Origin of the sequence: Pseudomonas sp. C9-3 (assembly GCF_032392015.1) — a bacterium.
In the GTDB taxonomy this organism is placed as follows: domain Bacteria; phylum Pseudomonadota; class Gammaproteobacteria; order Pseudomonadales; family Pseudomonadaceae; genus Pseudomonas; species Pseudomonas nitroreducens.
This window is the reverse complement of sequence record NZ_CP135919.1, coordinates 5,281,111-5,300,093: the sequence shown is the minus strand read 5'-3', so window position 1 is coordinate 5,300,093 and position 18,983 is coordinate 5,281,111. Positions and strand designations below refer to the sequence as shown.

At 65.3% G+C, this 18,983-nt stretch carries 19 protein-coding genes and 1 riboswitch; of the genes, 10 read left to right on the top strand and 9 right to left on the bottom strand.

The genetic code is table 11. From position 1 onward, the window contains the following. Positions 1-24 precede the first annotated feature (24 nt). Both RS899_RS24320 and RS899_RS24315 read left to right on the top strand, forming a co-directional pair. On the top strand, positions 25-987 hold the full coding sequence (locus tag RS899_RS24320) for an amino acid ABC transporter permease (protein WP_315808265.1): 963 nt from the start codon (positions 25-27) through the stop codon (positions 985-987). Further along, positions 980-1,714 carry an amino acid ABC transporter ATP-binding protein gene (locus RS899_RS24315; RefSeq protein WP_233297439.1) on the top strand — a complete coding sequence of 245 codons (735 nt, stop codon included), beginning with the start codon at positions 980-982 and terminating at the stop codon, positions 1,712-1,714. Before RS899_RS24320 ends, RS899_RS24315 begins: the two co-directional genes overlap by 8 nt. Before the next feature lie 308 nt (positions 1,715-2,022). Here the strand turns inward: RS899_RS24315 and RS899_RS24310 are convergent, their stop codons facing one another. The 6 genes from RS899_RS24310 to RS899_RS24285 all read right to left on the bottom strand — a co-directional run bounded on the left by RS899_RS24310 (position 2,023) and on the right by RS899_RS24285 (position 10,052). Continuing rightward, positions 2,023-4,110 (bottom strand): DEAD/DEAH box helicase, encoded by a 2,088-nt coding sequence (locus RS899_RS24310; protein ID WP_315808264.1) that lies wholly within the window; start codon positions 4,108-4,110, stop codon positions 2,023-2,025. A gap of 154 nt (positions 4,111-4,264) precedes the next feature. Continuing rightward, entirely contained in the window at positions 4,265-5,113 is an 849-nt protein-coding gene (gene metF / locus RS899_RS24305; protein ID WP_024764178.1) for a methylenetetrahydrofolate reductase [NAD(P)H], read from the bottom strand. Positions 5,114-5,167: 54 nt separating this feature from the next. Continuing rightward, on the bottom strand, positions 5,168-5,698 hold the full coding sequence (locus RS899_RS24300; protein ID WP_233297436.1) for an HD domain-containing protein: 531 nt from the start codon (positions 5,696-5,698) through the stop codon (positions 5,168-5,170). A 65-nt stretch (positions 5,699-5,763) separates the two neighbouring features. Beyond that, the gene (gene ahcY / locus RS899_RS24295; protein WP_045215888.1) at positions 5,764-7,170 is read right to left on the bottom strand and encodes an adenosylhomocysteinase; all 1,407 of its coding nucleotides are present in this window, start codon (positions 7,168-7,170) and stop codon (positions 5,764-5,766) included. A 22-nt stretch (positions 7,171-7,192) separates the two neighbouring features. Beyond that, positions 7,193-7,305: riboswitch (S-adenosyl-L-homocysteine riboswitch) on the bottom strand. 215 nt (positions 7,306-7,520) lie between these two features. After that, positions 7,521-8,744 carry a CaiB/BaiF CoA transferase family protein gene (locus tag RS899_RS24290; RefSeq protein WP_054910844.1) on the bottom strand — a complete coding sequence of 408 codons (1,224 nt, stop codon included), beginning with the start codon at positions 8,742-8,744 and terminating at the stop codon, positions 7,521-7,523. A 126-nt stretch (positions 8,745-8,870) separates the two neighbouring features. Next, entirely contained in the window at positions 8,871-10,052 is a 1,182-nt protein-coding gene (locus tag RS899_RS24285; protein WP_038803335.1) for an acyl-CoA dehydrogenase, read from the bottom strand. Between the two features lie 227 nt (positions 10,053-10,279). Between RS899_RS24285 and gcvA the strand changes: the two genes are divergently transcribed. The 5 genes from gcvA to RS899_RS24260 all read left to right on the top strand — a co-directional run bounded on the left by gcvA (position 10,280) and on the right by RS899_RS24260 (position 14,694). Continuing rightward, positions 10,280-11,188, top strand: coding sequence for a transcriptional regulator GcvA (gcvA, locus tag RS899_RS24280; protein WP_054910843.1), 909 nt, complete (start codon positions 10,280-10,282; stop codon positions 11,186-11,188). A gap of 239 nt (positions 11,189-11,427) precedes the next feature. Further along, positions 11,428-11,835, top strand: a complete 408-nt coding sequence (locus RS899_RS24275; RefSeq protein ID WP_045215897.1) for an acyl-CoA thioesterase — start codon at positions 11,428-11,430, stop codon at positions 11,833-11,835. A gap of 193 nt (positions 11,836-12,028) precedes the next feature. Then, positions 12,029-13,036: an ABC transporter substrate-binding protein gene (locus RS899_RS24270; protein ID WP_315808263.1), complete on the top strand. Its 1,008-nt coding sequence runs from the start codon at positions 12,029-12,031 to the stop codon at positions 13,034-13,036. A gap of 75 nt (positions 13,037-13,111) precedes the next feature. Further along, positions 13,112-13,918: an ABC transporter permease gene (locus RS899_RS24265; RefSeq protein ID WP_024764172.1), complete on the top strand. Its 807-nt coding sequence runs from the start codon at positions 13,112-13,114 to the stop codon at positions 13,916-13,918. Continuing rightward, positions 13,918-14,694, top strand: coding sequence for an ABC transporter ATP-binding protein (locus RS899_RS24260; protein WP_315808262.1), 777 nt, complete (start codon positions 13,918-13,920; stop codon positions 14,692-14,694). The genes RS899_RS24265 and RS899_RS24260 overlap by 1 nt, the downstream gene beginning before the upstream one ends. A 10-nt stretch (positions 14,695-14,704) precedes the next feature. Here RS899_RS24260 and RS899_RS24255 read toward each other — a convergent pair whose 3' ends face one another. Both RS899_RS24255 and RS899_RS24250 read right to left on the bottom strand, forming a co-directional pair. Further along, positions 14,705-15,688, bottom strand: a complete 984-nt coding sequence (locus tag RS899_RS24255; RefSeq protein ID WP_315808261.1) for a YgcG family protein — start codon at positions 15,686-15,688, stop codon at positions 14,705-14,707. Beyond that, the gene (locus tag RS899_RS24250; protein ID WP_037011389.1) at positions 15,685-16,299 is read right to left on the bottom strand and encodes a LemA family protein; all 615 of its coding nucleotides are present in this window, start codon (positions 16,297-16,299) and stop codon (positions 15,685-15,687) included. Before RS899_RS24250 ends, RS899_RS24255 begins: the two co-directional genes overlap by 4 nt. Positions 16,300-16,445: 146 nt before the next feature. On the opposite strand from RS899_RS24250, the gene RS899_RS24245 reads away from it, so the two are divergent. From RS899_RS24245 to RS899_RS24235, 3 genes are all read left to right on the top strand, one after another. Continuing rightward, entirely contained in the window at positions 16,446-17,276 is an 831-nt protein-coding gene (locus RS899_RS24245; protein ID WP_315808260.1) for an EamA family transporter, read from the top strand. 100 nt (positions 17,277-17,376) lie between these two features. Next, positions 17,377-17,763, top strand: coding sequence for an MAPEG family protein (locus tag RS899_RS24240; protein ID WP_054911273.1), 387 nt, complete (start codon positions 17,377-17,379; stop codon positions 17,761-17,763). 145 nt (positions 17,764-17,908) lie between these two features. Beyond that, positions 17,909-18,376 (top strand): c-type cytochrome, encoded by a 468-nt coding sequence (locus tag RS899_RS24235; RefSeq protein WP_054911274.1) that lies wholly within the window; start codon positions 17,909-17,911, stop codon positions 18,374-18,376. Positions 18,377-18,435: 59 nt separating this feature from the next. Here the strand turns inward: RS899_RS24235 and RS899_RS24230 are convergent, their stop codons facing one another. Next, entirely contained in the window at positions 18,436-18,834 is a 399-nt protein-coding gene (locus RS899_RS24230) for a DUF1090 domain-containing protein (protein ID WP_169887123.1), read from the bottom strand. Between the last annotated feature and the right edge of the window lie 149 nt (positions 18,835-18,983).

The following is an 18,983-nucleotide window of genomic DNA, read 5'->3' as shown; positions in this document are numbered from 1 at the left end:
TTCGCATTTTCACGGTAGAGATTCGTGGCTAGAACGAAACGCGCAACCTGGCCCTGGCACGGGCTGACCGGTCTGATCCTTCTGTTGATCGGCCTGGCCATCTGGTACTCCACTTCGCTGATCTCCTACGAGTGGCGCTGGAACCGCGTCCCGCAGTACTTCGCCTATCAGGCTGAAGAACCGCTGCGTGCGGACAGCATCTCGCGGGTGGAGAAGGTCGAGCCGCAGGGCAGCGATGCCCGCGTCACGCTGGTGGACGAGGATGGCAAGCAGCAGGTGCTGACCGTTGCGGCGGATAGCCTGCAGTTCTCCGAAAACGACGACGTCGCCGAAGGCGATGTCGTCGGAGCGACCCGCCACTGGGCCGCCGGCCCGCTCACCTGGGGGCTGTGGACCACGCTGTGGATCTCATTCGTTTCCGGCGCGTTCGGCCTGTTCATCGGCCTGTTCACCGGTCTCTGCCGCCTGTCGAAGAACCCGACGCTGCACGACCTCTCGACCCTCTACGTCGAGCTGGTGCGCGGTACGCCGCTGCTGGTGCAGATCTTCATCTTCTACTTCTTCATCGGCACCGTGCTGAACCTCTCCCGCGAGTTCGCGGGCGTGGCGGCGCTGGCGCTGTTCACCGGTGCCTACGTGGCCGAGATCGTCCGTGCCGGCGTGCAGTCCATCGCCCGCGGCCAGGACGAGGCGGCGCGCTCCCTGGGCCTGAATGCGGCGCAGTCGATGCGACACGTGATCCTGCCGCAAGCCTTCAAGCGCGTGCTACCGCCGTTGGCGGGGCAGTTCATCAGCCTGGTGAAAGACACTTCCCTGGTCTCGGTAATCGCCATCACCGAACTGACCAAGAGCGGCCGCGAGGCGATCACCACCTCGTTCTCCACCTTCGAGATCTGGTTCTGCGTCGCCGCCCTCTACCTCGTGATCAACCTGCCGCTGTCGCATCTGGCGGGGCGCCTGGAGCGGAGGCTCGGCCAAAGTGATTGAAGTCCGTAACCTGACCAAGGTCTTCGATACCCGCGGGCAAGTCGTGCGCGCGGTGGATGACGTCACCACCGGTGTGGCCAAGGGTGAGGTCGTGGTGGTGATCGGCCCGTCCGGCTCGGGCAAGTCCACCTTCCTGCGTTGCCTGAATGGCCTGGAGGAGTTCGACTCCGGCTCGGTGAGCATCGACGGCCTCGACCTCGCCAACCCGAAGACCGACGTCAACGCCTACCGCCGCGAAGTCGGCATGGTCTTCCAGCACTTCAACCTGTTCCCGCACATGACCGTGCTGGAAAACCTGTGCCTGGCGCAGAAAGTCGTGCGCAAGCGCGGCAAGGCGGAGCGCGAGGCCAAGGCCAGGGCGCTGCTGGATAAGGTCGGCATCGGCCAGAAGGCCAATGAGTACCCGTCGCGCCTCTCCGGCGGCCAGCAGCAACGTGTGGCCATTGCCCGCGCGCTGTGCATGGACCCGAAGGTGATGCTGTTCGACGAGCCCACCTCGGCGCTCGACCCGGAAATGGTCGGCGAGGTGCTGGACGTGATGAAGACCCTGGCCGTGGAAGGCATGACCATGGTCTGCGTGACCCACGAGATGGGCTTCGCCCGCGAAGTGGCGGACCGCGTGCTGTTCTTCGATCACGGCAAGCTGCTGGAGGACGCCGCCCCGGCGGAGTTCTTCGCCCAGCCGAAGGATGCGCGCGCGCAGAGCTTCCTGCGGCAAGTGCTGTGACGTTTTTGCTGTCGTGAAAGAGCCGCCTTCGGGCGGCTTTTTTGTGTCTGGAGAGGTGGGTAGGAACAACTGTCTTTTCCTGGGGAGTCCGTACCAATGCATCCCCCTCACCCCAGCCCTCTCCCTCAGGGAGAGGGGGCAGCCCGAGCCGGCTGACACTGAGCTTTCATCCTGCACCTAACGGGCCCCTCTCCCCTTGGGAGAGGGTTAGGGTGAGGGCCGACCCGAGCGCAGAACTTTCACGTAGGCTCCGGCGACAAATCGCGGGCAAAAAGAAACCGCCCCGGAGGGCGGCTTCTTCTGCAGCGTCAGTCGCGGTTGCGGGTCAGCAGCGCGGGACGCTCGGTCTTGCGGCGCGGTTCCAGCTCTTCCAACTGCTCCGGTGTCGGGAAGCGGTCGGTGCGGACCAGGTCGCGCTTGTTGATCACTACCGGTTGGCGGGTCGGCTTGGCGGCGCCGTACTCGCTCGGCTCGCGCAGCGGGGCGTCGTTCATGCGCGAAGCCGGAGCCTTGCCACCGCGCTTGCGCTGGCCGGCCTTGCCCTGAGCGTTGCCGCCCTGACCCTGGGTGCGACCGCCGCCGTTAGGCTTCTTGGCGGCACGGCCCTGGCCTTGCCCTTGACCCTGGCCACGGTTCTGACCGCTTCCGCCCTGGCCGGCGCCCTGACCACCCTGGCCGCGCGGGCGTTGCTGGCCCTGAGCCTGGTTCTGGCCTTGACCCTGTCCCTGGCCCTGACCGCCACGGCGGCGCTGGCCGCGCTGCTGGTCCTTGTCCGGGAACGGGCTGACGTAGTCGGCACGGTTGCCAAAGTTGTCGAAGTCGTCGTCGAGGAACTCTTCCGGATCGCGGTTACCGTTGGCCTCGGCCTTGGGTGCGCGAGCCGGCTTGGGCTGCTGGCGGGCCTGGCCCTGCTGGTCCTGCTGTCGGGGCTGGCGAGGCTCGCGCGGCTCACGCGGCTCACGCGGCTCACGAGCCTGAGCGTTGGCATTCGGCTGAGCGTCGCTGCCCTGGCCGTCGCCCTTCTTCTTGCCGCGGCCGCCACGACGGCGGCGCTTGCCGGCTGGCTTGTCGCCGTCGGCGAATTCGCCTTCAGCTGCGGGGGCGGCGTTCTGCTGCTCCTCGCCCTGGGGCTGCTGCGGCTTGTCCTTGCTGCGGTCCTTGCGCTCGCCACGCTTGGCCTTGTCCTTGCGCGGCTGGCGCTGAGGCACTTCGCGCGCCTCGGGCTGCTGGACTTCGGGCAGCACGGTATCGGGATCGAAGCCCTGCATGTCGCCATCGGGAATGCGCTGCTTGGTCAGGCGTTCGATGGCCTTGAGCAGTTTGTCTTCGTCCGGCGCTACCAGCGAGATGGCCTCACCGGTGCGACCGGCACGGCCGGTACGGCCGATGCGGTGAACGTAGTCTTCCTCGACGTTGGGCAGCTCGTAGTTGACCACGTGAGGCAGTTGGTCGATGTCCAGGCCGCGAGCGGCGATGTCGGTGGCGACCAGGATGCGCACGTCGTTGGCCTTGAAGTCGGCCAGGGCCTTGGTGCGCGCGTTCTGGCTCTTGTTGCCGTGGATCGCGGCAGCCGGCAGGCCGTGCTTGCTCAGGTACTCGGCGAGGCGGTTGGCACCGTGCTTGGTGCGGGTGAACACCAGTACCTGTTCCCAGGCACCCACGGTCACCAGGTGCGCCAGCAGGGCGCGCTTCTGCACCGACGGGATGCGGAACACGCGTTGTTCGATACGCTCGACGGTGGTGTTCGGCGGAGTGACCTCGATGCGCTCCGGGTTGTGCAGGAGCTTGTTGGTGAGGTCGATGATGTCTTTGGAGAAGGTCGCCGAGAACAGCAGGTTCTGGCGCTTGGCCGGCAGCTTGGCGAGGACCTTCTTCACGTCGTGGATGAAGCCCATGTCGAGCATGCGGTCGGCTTCGTCGAGGACGAGGATTTCCACGCGGGACAGGTCGACGCTGCCTTGACCGATCAGGTCGAGCAGGCGGCCAGGGCAGGCGACCAGGACATCGACGCCCTTGGACATGGCCTGCACCTGCGGATTCATGCCGACGCCGCCGAAGATGCAGGCGCTTTTCAGCGGCAGGTCGCGGGCGTAGACCTTGAAGCTGTCGTGCACCTGGGCTGCCAGCTCACGGGTCGGGGTCAGTACCAGGACGCGGGCCTGGCGTGGGCCATGGCGGTGTTCGCGGTCCGGGTGGCCTTCGGGGAACAGGCGTTCGAGTACCGGGAGGGCGAAGCCGCCGGTTTTGCCGGTGCCGGTCTGTGCGGCAACCATGAGGTCGCGGCCTTGCAGTACGGCGGGGATGGCGCGTTCCTGAACGGGAGTGGGGCGCGCGTAGCCGGCGGCTTCAACGGCGCCAGCCAGGGCCTCGGAGAGACCGAGGGAAGTAAAGGACATGCGGGGTTCCTGTAGGCCGGCGACCTGCCGGCTCGAGGGCGCGTGATTTCAAGCTCGGGGCGAGCGCTCAGCCTTGGGCTGGAAGCACTCCGCTCACGATACGCCGGCGTTGCGCTGGCCGGGATCGTGGACGGTAAGCCCGGAGCAATGATCCTCAGCGGGGGAGCTTGAGGTTGTTCCAGAGCGCCAGGCTGGGTTCAGCCTGGTTCAGGGTGTAGAAATGCAGACCGGGTGCGCCGCCTTCCAGGAGACGTTCGCACATGTCGGTGATGACCTGCTCACCAAAGGCCTGGATGCTGGCGATGTCGTCGCCGTAGGCTTCCAGTTGCTTGCGAATCCAACGAGGGATTTCCGCGCCACAGGCGTCGGAGAAGCGGGCCAGTTTGGTGTAGTTGGTGATCGGCATGATACCCGGTACGACCGGAATGCTGACACCGAGTTTCTCTGCACGCTCGACAAAATGGAAGTAGCTGTCGGCGTTGAAGAAGTATTGTGTGATGGCAGAGTCGGCGCCGGCTTTGACCTTGCGCACGAAATTCGCCAGATCATCCTCGAAATTGCGCGCTTGCGGGTGAACTTCCGGATAGGCGGCAACTTCGATGTGGAAGTGATCGCCGGTTTCGGCGCGGATGAATTCCACCAGTTCGTTGGCGAAACGCAATTCGCCGCTGGCCATGCCCATGCCCGAGGGCAGGTCGCCGCGCAGGGCGACGATGCGACGGATGCCGGCGTCCTTGTAATGGGCCAGCAGGGCGGAGAGCTCGGCCTTGGTGTCGCCGACGCACGACAGGTGCGGGGCGGTGGGCACCTGCACGTCGCCGTCCAGCTGTAGCACGGTGGTCAGGGTGCGGTCGCGGGTGGAGCCGCCGGCACCGTAGGTGCAGGAGAAGAAGTCGGGCTTCTTCGCTGCCAGCTGGCGCGCGGTGGCCAGCAGTTTTTCATGGCCGGCTTCGGTCTTGGCGGGGAAGAACTCGAAGCTGAAACGGCGATCTTTCTGACTCATGGTCGTTCCTTCGGCGCCACATCATTGCGCGGCTGCCGGCATGTGCCGTCGACTTCAGAAGTAACGGCGATAATTGTCTATCTTCGTGCGCAGTCGCTCGGCGCTGGGCTCGTGCACATGGCCGAGGACGGCCAGGATACGCTGCGACTCCCCATGGTATTCGGCGATCTTGCTCCGCGCCCAGGTCGAGGGTGGCGGCTGCAGGTTGGTGATCCGGTCACACAGCTTGACGATCGCATATTGCTGCGCGCCGGTCGCCAGCCTTTCGAGGTAGGTATCGAATGGCAGCTTTTCGCCATTCACCACCTTGCTCAGGCGTTGGGCGCCTTCGGCGACGAACTCGCCGAAACGCGTCTGCAGTTCTTCGAAGGGCACCGGGGTGTCTTCGAGTACGTCGTGCAGCAGTGCAATCTGGACGGTCTCCGCCAGGCGCTCGATGGGCGCTTCGCGGTCGGCCGCCATCACTTCGTTGGCCACCATCGCCAGGTGGACCGCGTAGGGCAGCGTCGAGGCGGTCAGCGTCTGTCCGGCGTGCGCGCCGGCGGCGAAGATCCAGGCCTGGTTGTAGCTGTCCTGCAGGTCCATGCAAGGCTTCCAATGACGTCCAATGGCAAAGAGGGCAGACGATTGCTCGTCTGCCCTCTGGCACATCAGTAGCGGTAGGTGTCCGGCTTGAACGGGCCTTCCACGGTCACGCCGATGTACTCGGCCTGTTTCGGGGTCAGCTGGGTGACGACGCCACCGAAGCCTTTCACCATTTCCAGGGCCACTTCTTCGTCCAGCTTCTTCGGCAGTACTTCGACGGTCAGGCGCTGGGCCTTCTTCTCGGCGGAGAGATCGGCGTACTTCTGCTCGAACAGGAAGATCTGCGCCAGTACCTGGTTGGCGAAGGAGCCGTCCATGATGCGGCTCGGGTGGCCGGTGGCGTTGCCCAGGTTCACCAGGCGGCCTTCGGCCAGCAGGATCAGGTAATCGTCGTTGGCCGGATCGAAGTCGCCGGCGCCGGTGCGGTGGATCTTGTGCACCTGCGGCTTGACCTCTTCCCATGCCCAGGTCTTGCGCATGAAGGCGGTGTCGATTTCGTTGTCGAAGTGGCCGATGTTGCACACCACGGCGCGCTTCTTCAGCGCTTTCAGCATGCCGGCGTCGCAGACGTTGACGTTGCCGGTGGTGGTGACGATCAGGTCGATCTTGCCCAGCAGGGCGGCGTCAACGCTGGCTTCGGTGCCGTCGTTCAGGCCGTTCTTGTACGGGGAGACCAGCTCGAAGCCGTCCATGCAGGCCTGCATGGCGCAGATCGGGTCGATCTCGGAGACCTTCACGATCATGCCTTCCTGACGCAGCGACTGGGCGGAGCCCTTGCCCACGTCGCCGTAGCCGATCACCAGGGCCTGCTTGCCCGACAGCAGGTGGTCGGTGCCGCGCTTGATGGCATCGTTCAGGCTGTGACGGCAGCCGTACTTGTTATCGTTCTTGCTCTTGGTCACAGCGTCGTTGACGTTGATCGCCGGGACTTTCAGGGTGCCGGCCTTGAGCATGTCGAGCAGGCGGTGAACACCGGTGGTGGTTTCTTCGGTGACACCGTGGATGCGCTCGAGCATCTGCGGGTATTTCTTGTGCAGGATCTCGGTCAGGTCACCGCCGTCGTCCAGCACCATGTTGGCGTCCCACGGCTGGCCATCCTTGAGGATGGTCTGCTCGATGCACCACTCGTATTCCTGCTCGGTCTCGCCTTTCCAGGCGAACACCGGGATGCCGGCGGCGGCGATGGCGGCGGCGGCCTGATCCTGGGTGGAGAAGATGTTGCAGGACGACCAGCGCACTTCGGCGCCCAGCGCAGTCAGGGTCTCGATGAGGACGCCGGTCTGGATGGTCATGTGGATGCAGCCGAGGATCTTCGCACCTTTCAGCGGCTGGCTGGCGGCGTACTTGCGGCGCAGGCCCATCAGTGCCGGCATTTCGGATTCGGCAATGATCAGCTCGCGGCGGCCCCAGGCGGCCAGGGAAATGTCGGCGACTTTGAAGTCGGTGAAACCGGCAGGCGTGACAGCGCTCATGCGTAACTCTCCATTCGTTGTCTGCGAATGGGCGCCGTTGATGCGTTTGGCGATCGGCGGATGCCGACCGTGACGCGCCCCATCCGAGCCTGACAAGCCGAAGCGAATCGACCTGCTGCAGCGCCCCTCGGACAGGTGGCGGGAACGACCGGACAGTGCCGGCCGTTATTGAAGCCTGCGGATTATAGCCATGGCGCATGACAAGCCAAAGGCTTTTGGTCGCGATCACGCAGTGGATCGCGACCGGGTTCCCCGCCGCGCCCGCGCCAGGGGCCGTGAAAACCCTGGCGCGGGCGTCGTTTCGGGGATCGTGGGCGCCCGCAGTGCCGGGCGCCGATAATCGGGTGGGGTCAGATCACGCCGCTGTCGCGCAGCTTGCCGATGGCTGCCTGGTCCAGGCCGAGCACGCCTTCGAGGATTTCCTGGGTGTGCTGGCCGAGGGTCGGCGGGGCATTGCGGTATTCGACCGGGGTCTCGGACAGGCGGATCGGGCTGGCGACCTGCGGCACTGTGCCGGCCAGCGGGTGCGGCAGGTCCACGCGCAGCCCGCGGGCGATCACCTGCGGATCGGCGAACACCTGGGCCAGGTCGTTGATCGGCCCGCACGGCACGCTGGCCTGTTCCAGCACAGCGATCCACTCGGCGGTGGTACGCATCACGGTGGCCTGGCGGATCAGCGGGATCAGCACCTCGCGGTGCGCCACGCGCGCCTGGTTGGTGGCGAAGCGCTCGTCGGTGGCCCATTCCGGGTGGCCCGCCAGTTCGGCGAACTTGCGGAACTGGCCGTCGTTGCCGACGGTGAGGATCAGGTCACCGTCGGCGGTGGGGAAGTCCTGGTACGGCACGATGTTCGGGTGCGCGTTGCCCAGGCGACGCGGCGGGTTGCCGGTGGTCAGGTAGTTCAGGGTCTGGTTGGCCAGGCAGGCGACCTGCACGTCCAGCAGCGCCATGTCGATGTGCTGGCCAATGCCGCTGACATCGCGGTGGGCAAGGGCGGCGAGGATCGCGGTGGACGAGTAGAGGCCGGTGAGGATGTCGGTCAGTGCGACACCCACTTTCACCGGGCCGGCGCCTTCTTCGGCGTCGGAGCGTCCGGTCAGGCTCATCAGGCCGCCCAGGCCCTGGATCATGAAGTCGTAGCCGGCGCGTTTGGCGTAGGGGCCGAACTGGCCGAAGCCGGTGATCGAGCAGTAGATCAGCTTCGGGTTGAGCGCTTTCAGCGACTCGTAGTCCAGGCCGTAGGCCTTCAGTCCGCCGACCTTGAAGTTCTCCAGCACGATGTCGGCCTTGGCGGCGAGTTCGCGCACCAGTCGCTGGCCTTCGGGCTGGGTGAAGTCGATGGTCAGGGATTTCTTGTTGCGGTTCGCCGACAGGTAATAAGCCGCTTCGCTGGTGTCGCGGCCGTCGGTGTCCTTGAGGAACGGCGGGCCCCAGGCGCGAGTGTCGTCGCCGCTGCCGGGACGCTCGATCTTGATCACTTCCGCGCCGAGGTCGGCGAGGATCTGCCCAGCCCAGGGGCCGGCGAGAACGCGGGAGAGGTCGAGGACACGGATGTGCGAAAGGGCGCCGGACATGCAATCACCTGCAGCTTGGATAGGGGCGGGGAGGACGCGGTGCGGGGACTCCACGGTCCTCCCCGGGGCCTCTCGGGCGAGAGGTAAAGCGTGCGCTGGCCCAGGCGGGCCAGCGCGGGGCATTACTTAGAAGAACGCCTGGATGCCGGTCTGGGCGCGGCCGAGGATCAGCGCGTGGACGTCGTGGGTACCTTCGTAGGTGTTCACCACTTCCAGGTTGACCAGGTGGCGGGCGACGCCGAACTCGTCGGAGATGCCGTTGCCGCCAAGCATGTCGCGGGCCAGGCGGGCGATGTCCAGGGCCTTGCCGCAGCTGTTGCGCTTCATGATCGAGGTGATTTCGACGGCGGCAGTGCCTTCGTCCTTCATCCGGCCCAGGCGCAGGCAGCCTTGCAGGGCGAGGGTGATATCGGTCTGCATGTCGGCCAGTTTCTTCTGGATCAGCTGGTTGGCGGCCAGCGGGCGGCCAAACTGCTTGCGGTCCAGGGTGTACTGGCGAGCGGTGTGCCAGCAGGCTTCGGCGGCACCCAGGGCACCCCAGGAGATACCGTAGCGGGCGGAGTTCAGGCAGGTGAACGGACCACGCAGGCCGCGCACGTCCGGGAAGGCGTTTTCTTCCGGGCAGAACACGTTGTTCATCACGATCTCGCCGGTGATCGAGGCGCGCAGGCCGACCTTGCCGTGGATCGCCGGGGCGGACAGGCCTTCCCAGCCTTTTTCCAGGACGAAGCCGCGGATCTGGCCTTCGTCGTCCTTGGCCCAGACCACGAAGACGTCGGCGATCGGGCTGTTGGTGATCCACATCTTGGCGCCAGTGAGGCGGTAGCCGCCGTCGACTTTCTTGGCACGGGTGATCATCGAACCCGGGTCGGAGCCGTGGTCCGGCTCGGTCAGGCCGAAGCAGCCGATGTATTCGCCGCTGGCCAGTTTCGGCAGGTATTTCTGCTTGGTGGCTTCGTTGCCGAATTCGTTGATCGGCACCATCACCAGGGAGGACTGCACGCTCATCATCGAGCGGTAGCCGGAATCGATGCGCTCGACTTCGCGGGCGATCAGACCGTAGCACACATAGTTCAGGCCGCTGCCGCCGTACTGTTCGGGAATGGTCGCGCCGAGCAGGCCGGTTTCGCCCATCTCGCGGAAGATCGCAGGGTCGGTCTGCTCGTGGCGGAAGGCTTCCAGTACGCGCGGGGCCAGCTTGTCCTGGGCGAACTGCTGGGCACTGTCGCGCACCATGCGCTCTTCTTCGGTGAGTTGCTGATCCAGCAGCAGCGGATCTTCCCAGTTGAAGCTTGCTTTGGTCGCCATGGAGAACCTCGAACGCAGACAGTGAAAGACCCGCACAAGTCTAGGCGGGCTCGGTGTGGGCCATCCTAGTCAGCCGTCGGGAAGCCGGGCAACCGACTAATTCGCACGCTGTTGTGCTATTTTGTCACTCCGTAATTGCTGGGCTGCTGCTGGATTTTGCCTGCTTGCCTCTATTTCAGGCGCTCCTGGCGATTCCTGTGCATCACGATATTCCGAAGAGGCATTCGATGCGACGCAAGATCCCGACCACCGCGGCGCTGGTCGCCTTCGAGTCTGCCGCCCGCCACGAGAGCTTTACCAAGGCCGCCGACGAGCTGTCGCTGACCCAGAGCGCCATCTGCCGACAGATCGCCACGCTGGAGGAGTTCCTCGGCGTCGAGCTGTTCCGCCGTTCGCGGCGCGGGGTGAAGCTGACCGAAGCGGGGCTCAACTACAGCCGCCGTGTTGCCCAGCGCCTGGACGCCGTGGAGCGCGACACGCTGGCGGTGATGGGGCAGCAGGGCGGTGGCACGCTGGAACTGGCGGTGGTGCCGACCTTTGCGACGCAATGGCTGCTGCCACGGCTGAAGGACTTCAAGCGCCTGCACCCGGAAGTCACGGTGAACATGACCAACCGCACTCGGCCCTTCCTCTTCGCCGACACCGAGTTCGACGCGGCGCTGTATTTCGGCGACGGCGTGTGGTCCGGCACGGTGGCCAACTTCCTCATGCACGAGAACCCGGTACCGGTGTGCAGTCCCGAGCTGCTGGGTGGGTGTCGTGAACTGTCCGCTGCGCAGATCGCCGAATTGCCCTTGATGCAGCAGACCACCCGGCCCTACGCCTGGCGCCAGTGGTTCGGTTCGCTGGGCATGAGCGTGGCGCACGACATGAGCGGCACGCGCTACGAGCTGTTCTCCATGCTCGCCCAGGCGGCGATGCACGGCATGGGCGTGGCGCTGATCCCGCCGATGCTGATCCAGCACGAGCTGGCCGATGGGCGGCTTATCGTGCCGATGCAACATGCCTATTTGAGCGAAAATGCCTATTACCTGATGATTCCCGAGCGCAAGGTGGAATCGGCGACCCTCGGCGCCTTCCGCGACTGGCTGGTGGATGAGGCCGCACGATACCGCGCCGAAGCCGGCCTTGGCTGAACACCTGCTGCGCGTCGGCATAACTGCGTTGGAAACAGACTAAAAAATGCTCATTTACAGAACGTAAACTCCGCTTTTTCAGCCTGTTCCCGCCTTGTTCTGCTCTAGCTCGCAAGATGTTGAATAGGCTCTGAGTCATGGCAAGTTATCTGGCGCCGGCCTGGTCCAGACTTGCGTAGCCGGCGGGGCTTTCCCCGTCATCGCGCTCACGAGGCGCAACCTCCCAAGAAGGAGCTTCCATGAATTTCCACACCCGCAAATGGGTCAAGCCTGAAGACCTCAACCCGAACGGCACCCTGTTCGGCGGCAGCCTTCTGAAATGGATCGACGAAGAAGCGGCGATCTACGCCATCATCCAGCTGGGCAACCAGCGCGTGGTGACCAAGTTCATCTCGGAGATCAACTTCGTCAGTTCCGCGCGCCAGGGCGACATCATCGAACTGGGCATCACCGCCACCGAGTTCGGCCGCACCTCGATCACCCTGACCTGCGAAGTGCGCAACAAGATCACCCGCAAGAGCATCCTCACGGTCGACAAGATGGTCTTCGTGAACATCGGCCCCGATGGCCAACCAGCGCCGCACGGTCGCACCGAGATTCTCTACATCAAGGACCAGTTCAAGGACGACGCCATTCCCCAGCCCTGATGGCTGGCTCGCCAAGGTGATTGCCAGCGTGCCCGGAGCCAAGCCGAACCGCGGCGAAAACCTTTGCATTTGCGTCGATTGAATGTGAGCCTGTGCCCGCCCACGGCGGGCATGGGCCGACGCTGCTCCCCGCCGATCCAGCAGTACTGCATTCAGCAGAATGTTCCTGCAGAACAATGACCGGGGAGAGACCATGCACACCACCTTCGCATCCGCGCTGCGCCAACTGGCTGTGGCCACCTGCGCCAGCCTGCTGCTGACCGGCGCCGCGCACGCCGCCGCGATCAAGGCCGACACCAAGCCCGAGGCCGGCACCTTCAAGATGGGCATGCAGCCCTGGCTGGGCTATGGCCAGTGGTACGTCGCCGAGCAGGCTGGCGCCTTCAAGGCCAACGGCCTTGAGCAGGTCGAGCTGGTCAACTTCACCGAAGACAAGGACATGAACGCCGCCCTGGCCAGCGGCCAGATCGACGGCGGCAACCTCGCCACCCACACCGCCATGGCCATGGTCGCCGCCGGCCTGCCGGTGAAGATCGTCCTGCTGCTGGACCAGAGCACCAGCGCCGACGCGCTGATCGTCGACCCGTCGATCAAGACCCTGACCGATCTCAAGGGCAAGCAGGTCGCCTATGAAGAAGGCACCACCAGCGACATCCTCCTGCACAGCGCCCTGCGCAAGGCCGGCCTGACCATCGCCGATGTGCAGCCGGTGCCGATGCCTGCCGCCAACGCCGGCAGCGCGCTGATCGCCGGCCAGGTCCCGGCCGCCGTCACCTACGAGCCGTACCTGTCCGCCGCCAAGCAGCAGAACCCCAAGGTCAACCTGCTGTACAAGGGCTCGGATGACCCGGGCATCATCAGCGACGTGTTCGTGGTGCGCGACGACGTGCTGAAGGAGCGTCCCGGCCAGGTGCTGGCGCTGATCAAGAGCTGGGAAGCGGGCCTCAAACACTACAACGAGAAGAGCGCCGAAGGCCGTGCCGCCATCGCCAAGGGCGTGGGCGCCGACGAGTCCGAGCTGAGCAGCGCCTTTGACGGCGTGCACTTCTACTCGGTGAAGGAGAACCAGGCCGAGCTGAAAGGCTCCTTCCAGAAAGGCTCCTTCGAACACATCCAGAAGGCTGCCAGTGAAGCGGGCATCCTCCAGCAGCCGGTCACCCCGGCGCAGGCCATCGACGCGCGTTTCGTCGAAGCTCTCTGATCGCCTGATGCTCTGATACAACGCGCGCGCCGGCCCCGAGCCGGCGCGCGTCTTTCTCCGTTCGACGAGCCCGACATGAAAGCCCGTAAATCCAACCCGCTGTTCACCATCGGCAAGCCGATCGCGCAGCGCCATTTCCTGCTCATCGGCGGCGCCGTGTTCGTCCTGCTGGCGCTGCTCTGGTGGCTGGCCGGCGCCAGCGGCGCGGTGCCGAAGATATTCCTGCCGGCGCCCGGTGACGTCTGGGCGCGCATGCTCAAGCTGGCCGCCGATGGCACGCTGTGGTCGGACCTGAAGGTCAGCGTGTACCGCATCGCCGTGGCCTTCCTGGTGTCCTCGGTGATGTCCATCGTCATCGGCGTCTTCGCCGGCTGCTACGGCTTCTGGAAAGCCGCCACCGAGCCGCTGGTGGACTTCGTACGCTACATGCCCGTGGTCGCCTTCGTCCCCCTGACCATCCTCTGGGCCGGCACCAGCGACTTCCAGAAATTCCTGATTATCTGGATCGGTACCTTCTTCCAGCAGGTGCTGATGGTGATGGACGCGATCAAGCGCGTGCCGGCTGACTTCGTCGGCCTCGGTCGCACGCTGGGGATGCCGGATCGCCGCATCCTCCTGAAGATCGTCCTGCCCAGCGCATTGCCGGGTATATGGGACGCCCTGCGGATCAGCCTCGGCTGGGCCTGGACCTGGCTGGTGCTGGCTGAACTGGTGGCGGCGACTTCGGGCCTGGGCTACCGCATTACCGTGTCCCAGCGCTTCTTCCAGACCGACACCATCATCGGCTACATCTTGCTGCTCGGCTTCCTCGGCCTGATCACCGACCAGGCCATGCGCGCTGGCGAGAAGGTCCTGTTCCGCTACAACCGGAGGCGCAACTGATGGCGACTTTGGAAATCTCCGGCCTGAACAAGAGTTTCGCGGTCGGCAAGGAGCGCCGCGAGGTACTGCGCAACATCGACCTGACGCTGGCGGACAACGAGTTCGTGTCCATCGTCGGCACATCCGGGTGCGGCAAGAGCACGCTGCTGTCCATCGCTGCCGGCCTGGAAGAGTTCGACAGCGGCAGCGTGAAGGTCGACGGCGTGCCGATCATCGGGCCGGGCCTGGACCGTGGCGTGGTGTTCCAGTCCTACACGCTGCTGCCCTGGCTCACCGCGCGGCAGAACGTCGAGTTCGCCCTCAAGGCCGCAGGCATGTCCCGTGCGCAATGCCGCGAAATCGCCGACGAGCACCTGGAACTGGTGAAGCTGACGAAGTTTGCCGAGGCCTACCCGAACGAGTTGTCCGGCGGGATGAAGCAGCGCGTGGCGATCGCTCGCGCGTTGTCCTACCGGCCAAAGATTCTGCTGATGGACGAGCCCTTCGGCGCGCTGGATGCGATGACTCGCCACCAGATGCAGGAACTGCTCACGCGCATCTGGGAAACCCATCGACTGACGGTGATGTTCGTCACCCACGACGTGGAAGAGGCGGTCTACCTGTCCGACCGCATCGTGGTGATGGGGCTCGGGCCGGGGCGGATCAAGACCACCTTCGACGTGAAACTCGGCCGCCCGCGCCACGAGGACATGGCCGCCAGCGCCGAGTTCATCGACCTGCAGCGCCAGGTGCTGCGCTCGATCCGCGAGGAAGAGCAGGGCGTCTCCGCGCTCTGAGGGGCCAGGATTACCAGCGGCCGGAGGCTCCGCCACCGCCGCTGGAACCACCGCCGCCACGGAAGCCTCCACCGCCGCCGCCACCTCCACGCCCGCCGCGGCCGATCGAGCTGATGATCGTCATGAGCAGTTGCAGCACGCCCATGGTCAGCCACATCGGCGGCAGGAAGAAGATGTACAGCACCAGCGGGATCGAGAAGGCGCCGATCAACTGCTGTTGCAGCGCGGCGGGATTGGCTTCGCTGACCAGCAGCACGCCAGCGGCGATGCCGCCCACCAGCACGCTGCACAGCAGGTAGCGGCCCATGCTGCGCTGGCGCATCCAGGACACCGGCAACAGCATGCCCAGCAGCGGCACGCCGATCAGCAGGCCGAGTAACGCTGCCAGGCGGGTGGGCGGGATTTCCTCGGCGGCCGTCGCGTTGCGGTTCGAGTAGGCGTCGCTGTAGTTTTCCGCCGGGCCGGTATGTGGCAATTCGTCTTCGCTGCCGTCCGGCGTGGTTGCGGCGGAGGGCGGCTCGATCAGCGCGATCAGACTGTCGACGCCGGCCTGGATGCCGCCAGCGAAGTCACCTTTCTGAAAGAAGGGCACGATCTGTTCGCGGATGATCCGGCCGGCCTGGACGTCGGTGATGGTGCCTTCCAGCCCGTAGCCGACTTCGATGCGCAGCGTACGGTCATTCTTCGCAACCACCAGCAGCACGCCGTCATCGACACCCTTGCGGCCCAGCTTCCATTGCTCGAAAGCGCGCACCGCGTAGTCCTCGATGCTGTCCTCGCCAGTGGTGGGGACCAGCAGTACGGCGATTTGCGCGCCCTTGCGTTGCTCCAGGCCGGCGAGCTGGCTTTCCAGCTGCGCGCGCTGCCCGGCATCGAGGGTCTGGGTGAGGTCGGTGACGCGGGCGCTGAGCGGCGGAATGGCGACCGGCGCCGCCTGCAGCACGACCGCCCAGCACAGCAGCAGGGCGGCCAGCAGCCAGCGCGGCAGGGTCATTGTGCGGGCTGCGCCGGCGCGTTGCCGAAGTCCACTTTAGGCGCGGTGGAAATGGCGGCTTCGTTCTCGACGCTGAAGTTGGCCTTGGGCTTGTAGCCGAAGATCTTCGCTGTGATCACCTGCGGGAACTGGCGAATCATCACGTTGTATTCCTGCACGGCCTTCACATAGCGGCCACGGGCGACAGTGATGCGATTCTCGGTGCCTTCGAGCTGGGTCAGCAGGTCCTTGAACAGGCCGTCAGCCTTGAGCTGCGGGTAGTTTTCCGAGACCACCAGCAAGCGTGACAGCGCCGAGCTGAGCTGTCCCTGGGCCTGCTGGAAGCGCTTGACCGCTTCCGGGTCGTCGAGCTGGTCGGCATTCAGGGTGGTGCTGCCGACCTTGGCGCGAGCCTCGGTCACCTGGGTCAGCACGCTCGCCTCATGGGCGGCGTAGCCCTTCACGGTGCTGACCAGGTTGGGGATCAGGTCGGCGCGGCGCTGGTACTGGTTGAGCACTTCCGACCAGGCGGCCTTCACCCCTTCGTCGCCGGATTGCATGGCGTTGTAGCCGCAGCCGGAGAGCAGGGTGACGAGGATGTAAGCGGTCAGGAACTTGATCAGGCGTGGCATGGCAGAGGCTCGTGCTGGCGAAAAGGCCCAGTCTAGGCCAGTTATGGCTGAGGAGGCAGGTGGAAATGTCCGAAACAGCCAGCGCTTGCCCCTCATGGGGTGGCTCAGGGTAGAATTGCCCTGGTCTATACCAGGAGTTCGTTTTCGTGCTCGCCACTACCCTGGTGCTGCTGGCCGCCCTGCTGCACGCCACCTGGAACACCCTCGTCAAGTTCAGCAACGACCGCCTACTGGTGGTTGCGTGCATGGACATGGTCGGCCTCGCCGCCGCGCTGGTCCTGCTGCCCTGGATCGAGATTCCTCCTGCTGAAGTCTGGCCCTGGCTGCTGGCCGCCGTGTCGCTGCAACTGGTCTATCGCGTGCTGCTGATCCAGGCCTACAAGGTCGGCGACCTGGGCCTGGTCTACCCGCTGATGCGCGGGCTGTCGCCGCTGGTGGTGCTGGCGCTGACCCTCTACTTCGGCGGCGAGCACCTGACTGACAAGCAGATCCTCGGCATCCTGCTGATCCCGGTCGGCATGCTGTTCCTGCTCAAGGGCGGTGGCGGCTCGAAGCTACCGTGGATCGCGTACCCCACCGTGCTGCTGATGGGCCTGTGCATCGGCAGTTACACCTGGACCGACGGCAACGCGCTCAAGCTCTGGCCCAAGCCGCTCGACTACCTGGTGTGGCTGTCGCTGCTCTCCGGTCTGCCGTTCCCGCTGGTGGCCCTGTTCGGCCGAACCCGTGCCTTCGCCAAGTTCTGGATCAACGACTGGAAGCTCGGCCTGAGCGTCGGTTTCTGCGTGCTGCTCAGCTACGGGCTGGTGCTCTGGGCCATGCAACTGGGCTCTATCGCCGAGGCCGCCGCGCTGCGCGAGACCAGCGTGCTGCTGGTGGTGCTGTTTGGCATGCGCTTCCTCAAGGAACCCTTCGGCCTGCCACGCCTGGCGGCGTGCAGCCTGGTGCTGGCGGGCATGCTGGTGATGAAACTCTGAGGATTGGCTCGCGCTACGGAGCAACCCGCCAAGCCGGTCAAGGACGCGGCGTGCGGCGATGACCTAAGCTGCGCGCTTTCCCCTCGACGAGAGTCCCGCCATGCCCATTGCCTTCTGGTGCGTCCTGATCGCGATCTTCCTGCCTTACGTCGGCACCAGCATCGCCAAGTTCACCGGCGGCGGCTTTGGCCCCCGGCAGAACCACGACCCGCGCACCTTCCTCGCCAGCCTGGAGGGCTATCGCAAGCGCGCCAACGCCTTCCAGATGAACAGCTTCGAGGTGACCCCGGCCTTCGCCGCGGCGGTGATCATCGCCTACCTGGTGAACAACGCCGAGCCCGCCACCATCGACCGCCTGGCCATCGCCTGGGTCACCAGCCGCCTGCTTTACCTGATCTTCTACATCGCCGACCTGGCGCTGCTGCGCTCGCTGGCGTGGTTCCTCGGCATGGCGCTGATCATCGCGATCTTCGTCGTTTCCGCCTGACCCGACGCTGCCTGAACGGCAGCTGAACGAATGGCGCGGCGCTGCGGCGGATGGCCGCAGCGACGGGCGCGCGGTCTGGATCATTCGGGGAACGGGGCGGATAATCCGGCGCTTCCGTGTCTGGCCGTCCTACAAGAGTCCCCCCATGAAGTTGAAGACCCTGCTCGTTCTGCTGCTGGCCGGTACCGCGCTTGCCGGCTGCCATCGCCTGGACCCCAACTCGCCGGAGTACAAGCGCCAGGCGGTGTTCAAGGAGATGCTCAAGACCAGCGAGGACATGGGCGGCATGTTGCGCGGTCGAATTCCGTTCGACGCGGACAAGTTCCGGGCCAACTCGACCAAGCTGGGTGAACTGGCCGACAAGCCCTGGCAGTACTTCCCCACTACCCAGCCGCCAGCTGACAAGGTGGAAAGCGACGACACCCGCGCCAAGGCAGAAATCTGGCAGCGCCAGCTGGAGTTCCAGGCCGACGCCAAGACCTTCGAACAGGCCGTCCGCGCCCTGGGCGAAAACACCCGCAATGCCGCGCCGACGCCTGAAGGCGTGCGCAAGGACTTCGCCGCGGTGGAAGACGCCTGCGAAGCCTGCCACAAGAAATTCCGCGCGCTCTGACGCGCGCTTTTTTGTAGGGTCGAGCTGACTCGCGAACGAGCCAGTTCGATCCTACAGGTTCATTCCTCCAGTTCGCGCTTGGCCTGCTCCAGTTCGGCGCGGGCTTCGGCCAGCTTGTCCTTGCGCTTCTCGATCTTCTCGGCGTCACCCTTGTTCATCGCCTTGCGCAGGTCCTTCTCGCGCTGGGCGACTTCCTTCTCCGCGTCCAGCACATTCTGCTTGCGCTCCTGCGTGAGGCTGGCGTCGGTGCAATAGGTCTTCACCTTTTCCAGGGCGGTCTGCAGGCCGGCGATGCGGTTGCCGTTGCCTTGGGCCTTGGCCTGTTCGAGCTGGGTTTCGAGAGCGGCGCGCTTGGCGGCGCAGCCGGTCAGCGGTTGCCCGGACGCCTCGGCGGCGAGTAGCGGGCTGGCGCAGCCGAGGGCGAGAACGGCGGCCATCAGGGCAGAGCTTCGGAACATTTTCGGAGTCCTTGGTTACCAAACACTATGACGTTGGAGTCAACGGCTAGAGTTTGCCATGGACGGGAGCGCAAGGGGCTGCCCCAGGGCAATGCCTCCGAATCTGGCCCGGACTCGCAATGCCCGCCGGGCGGGCAAGGAGAGGCGGT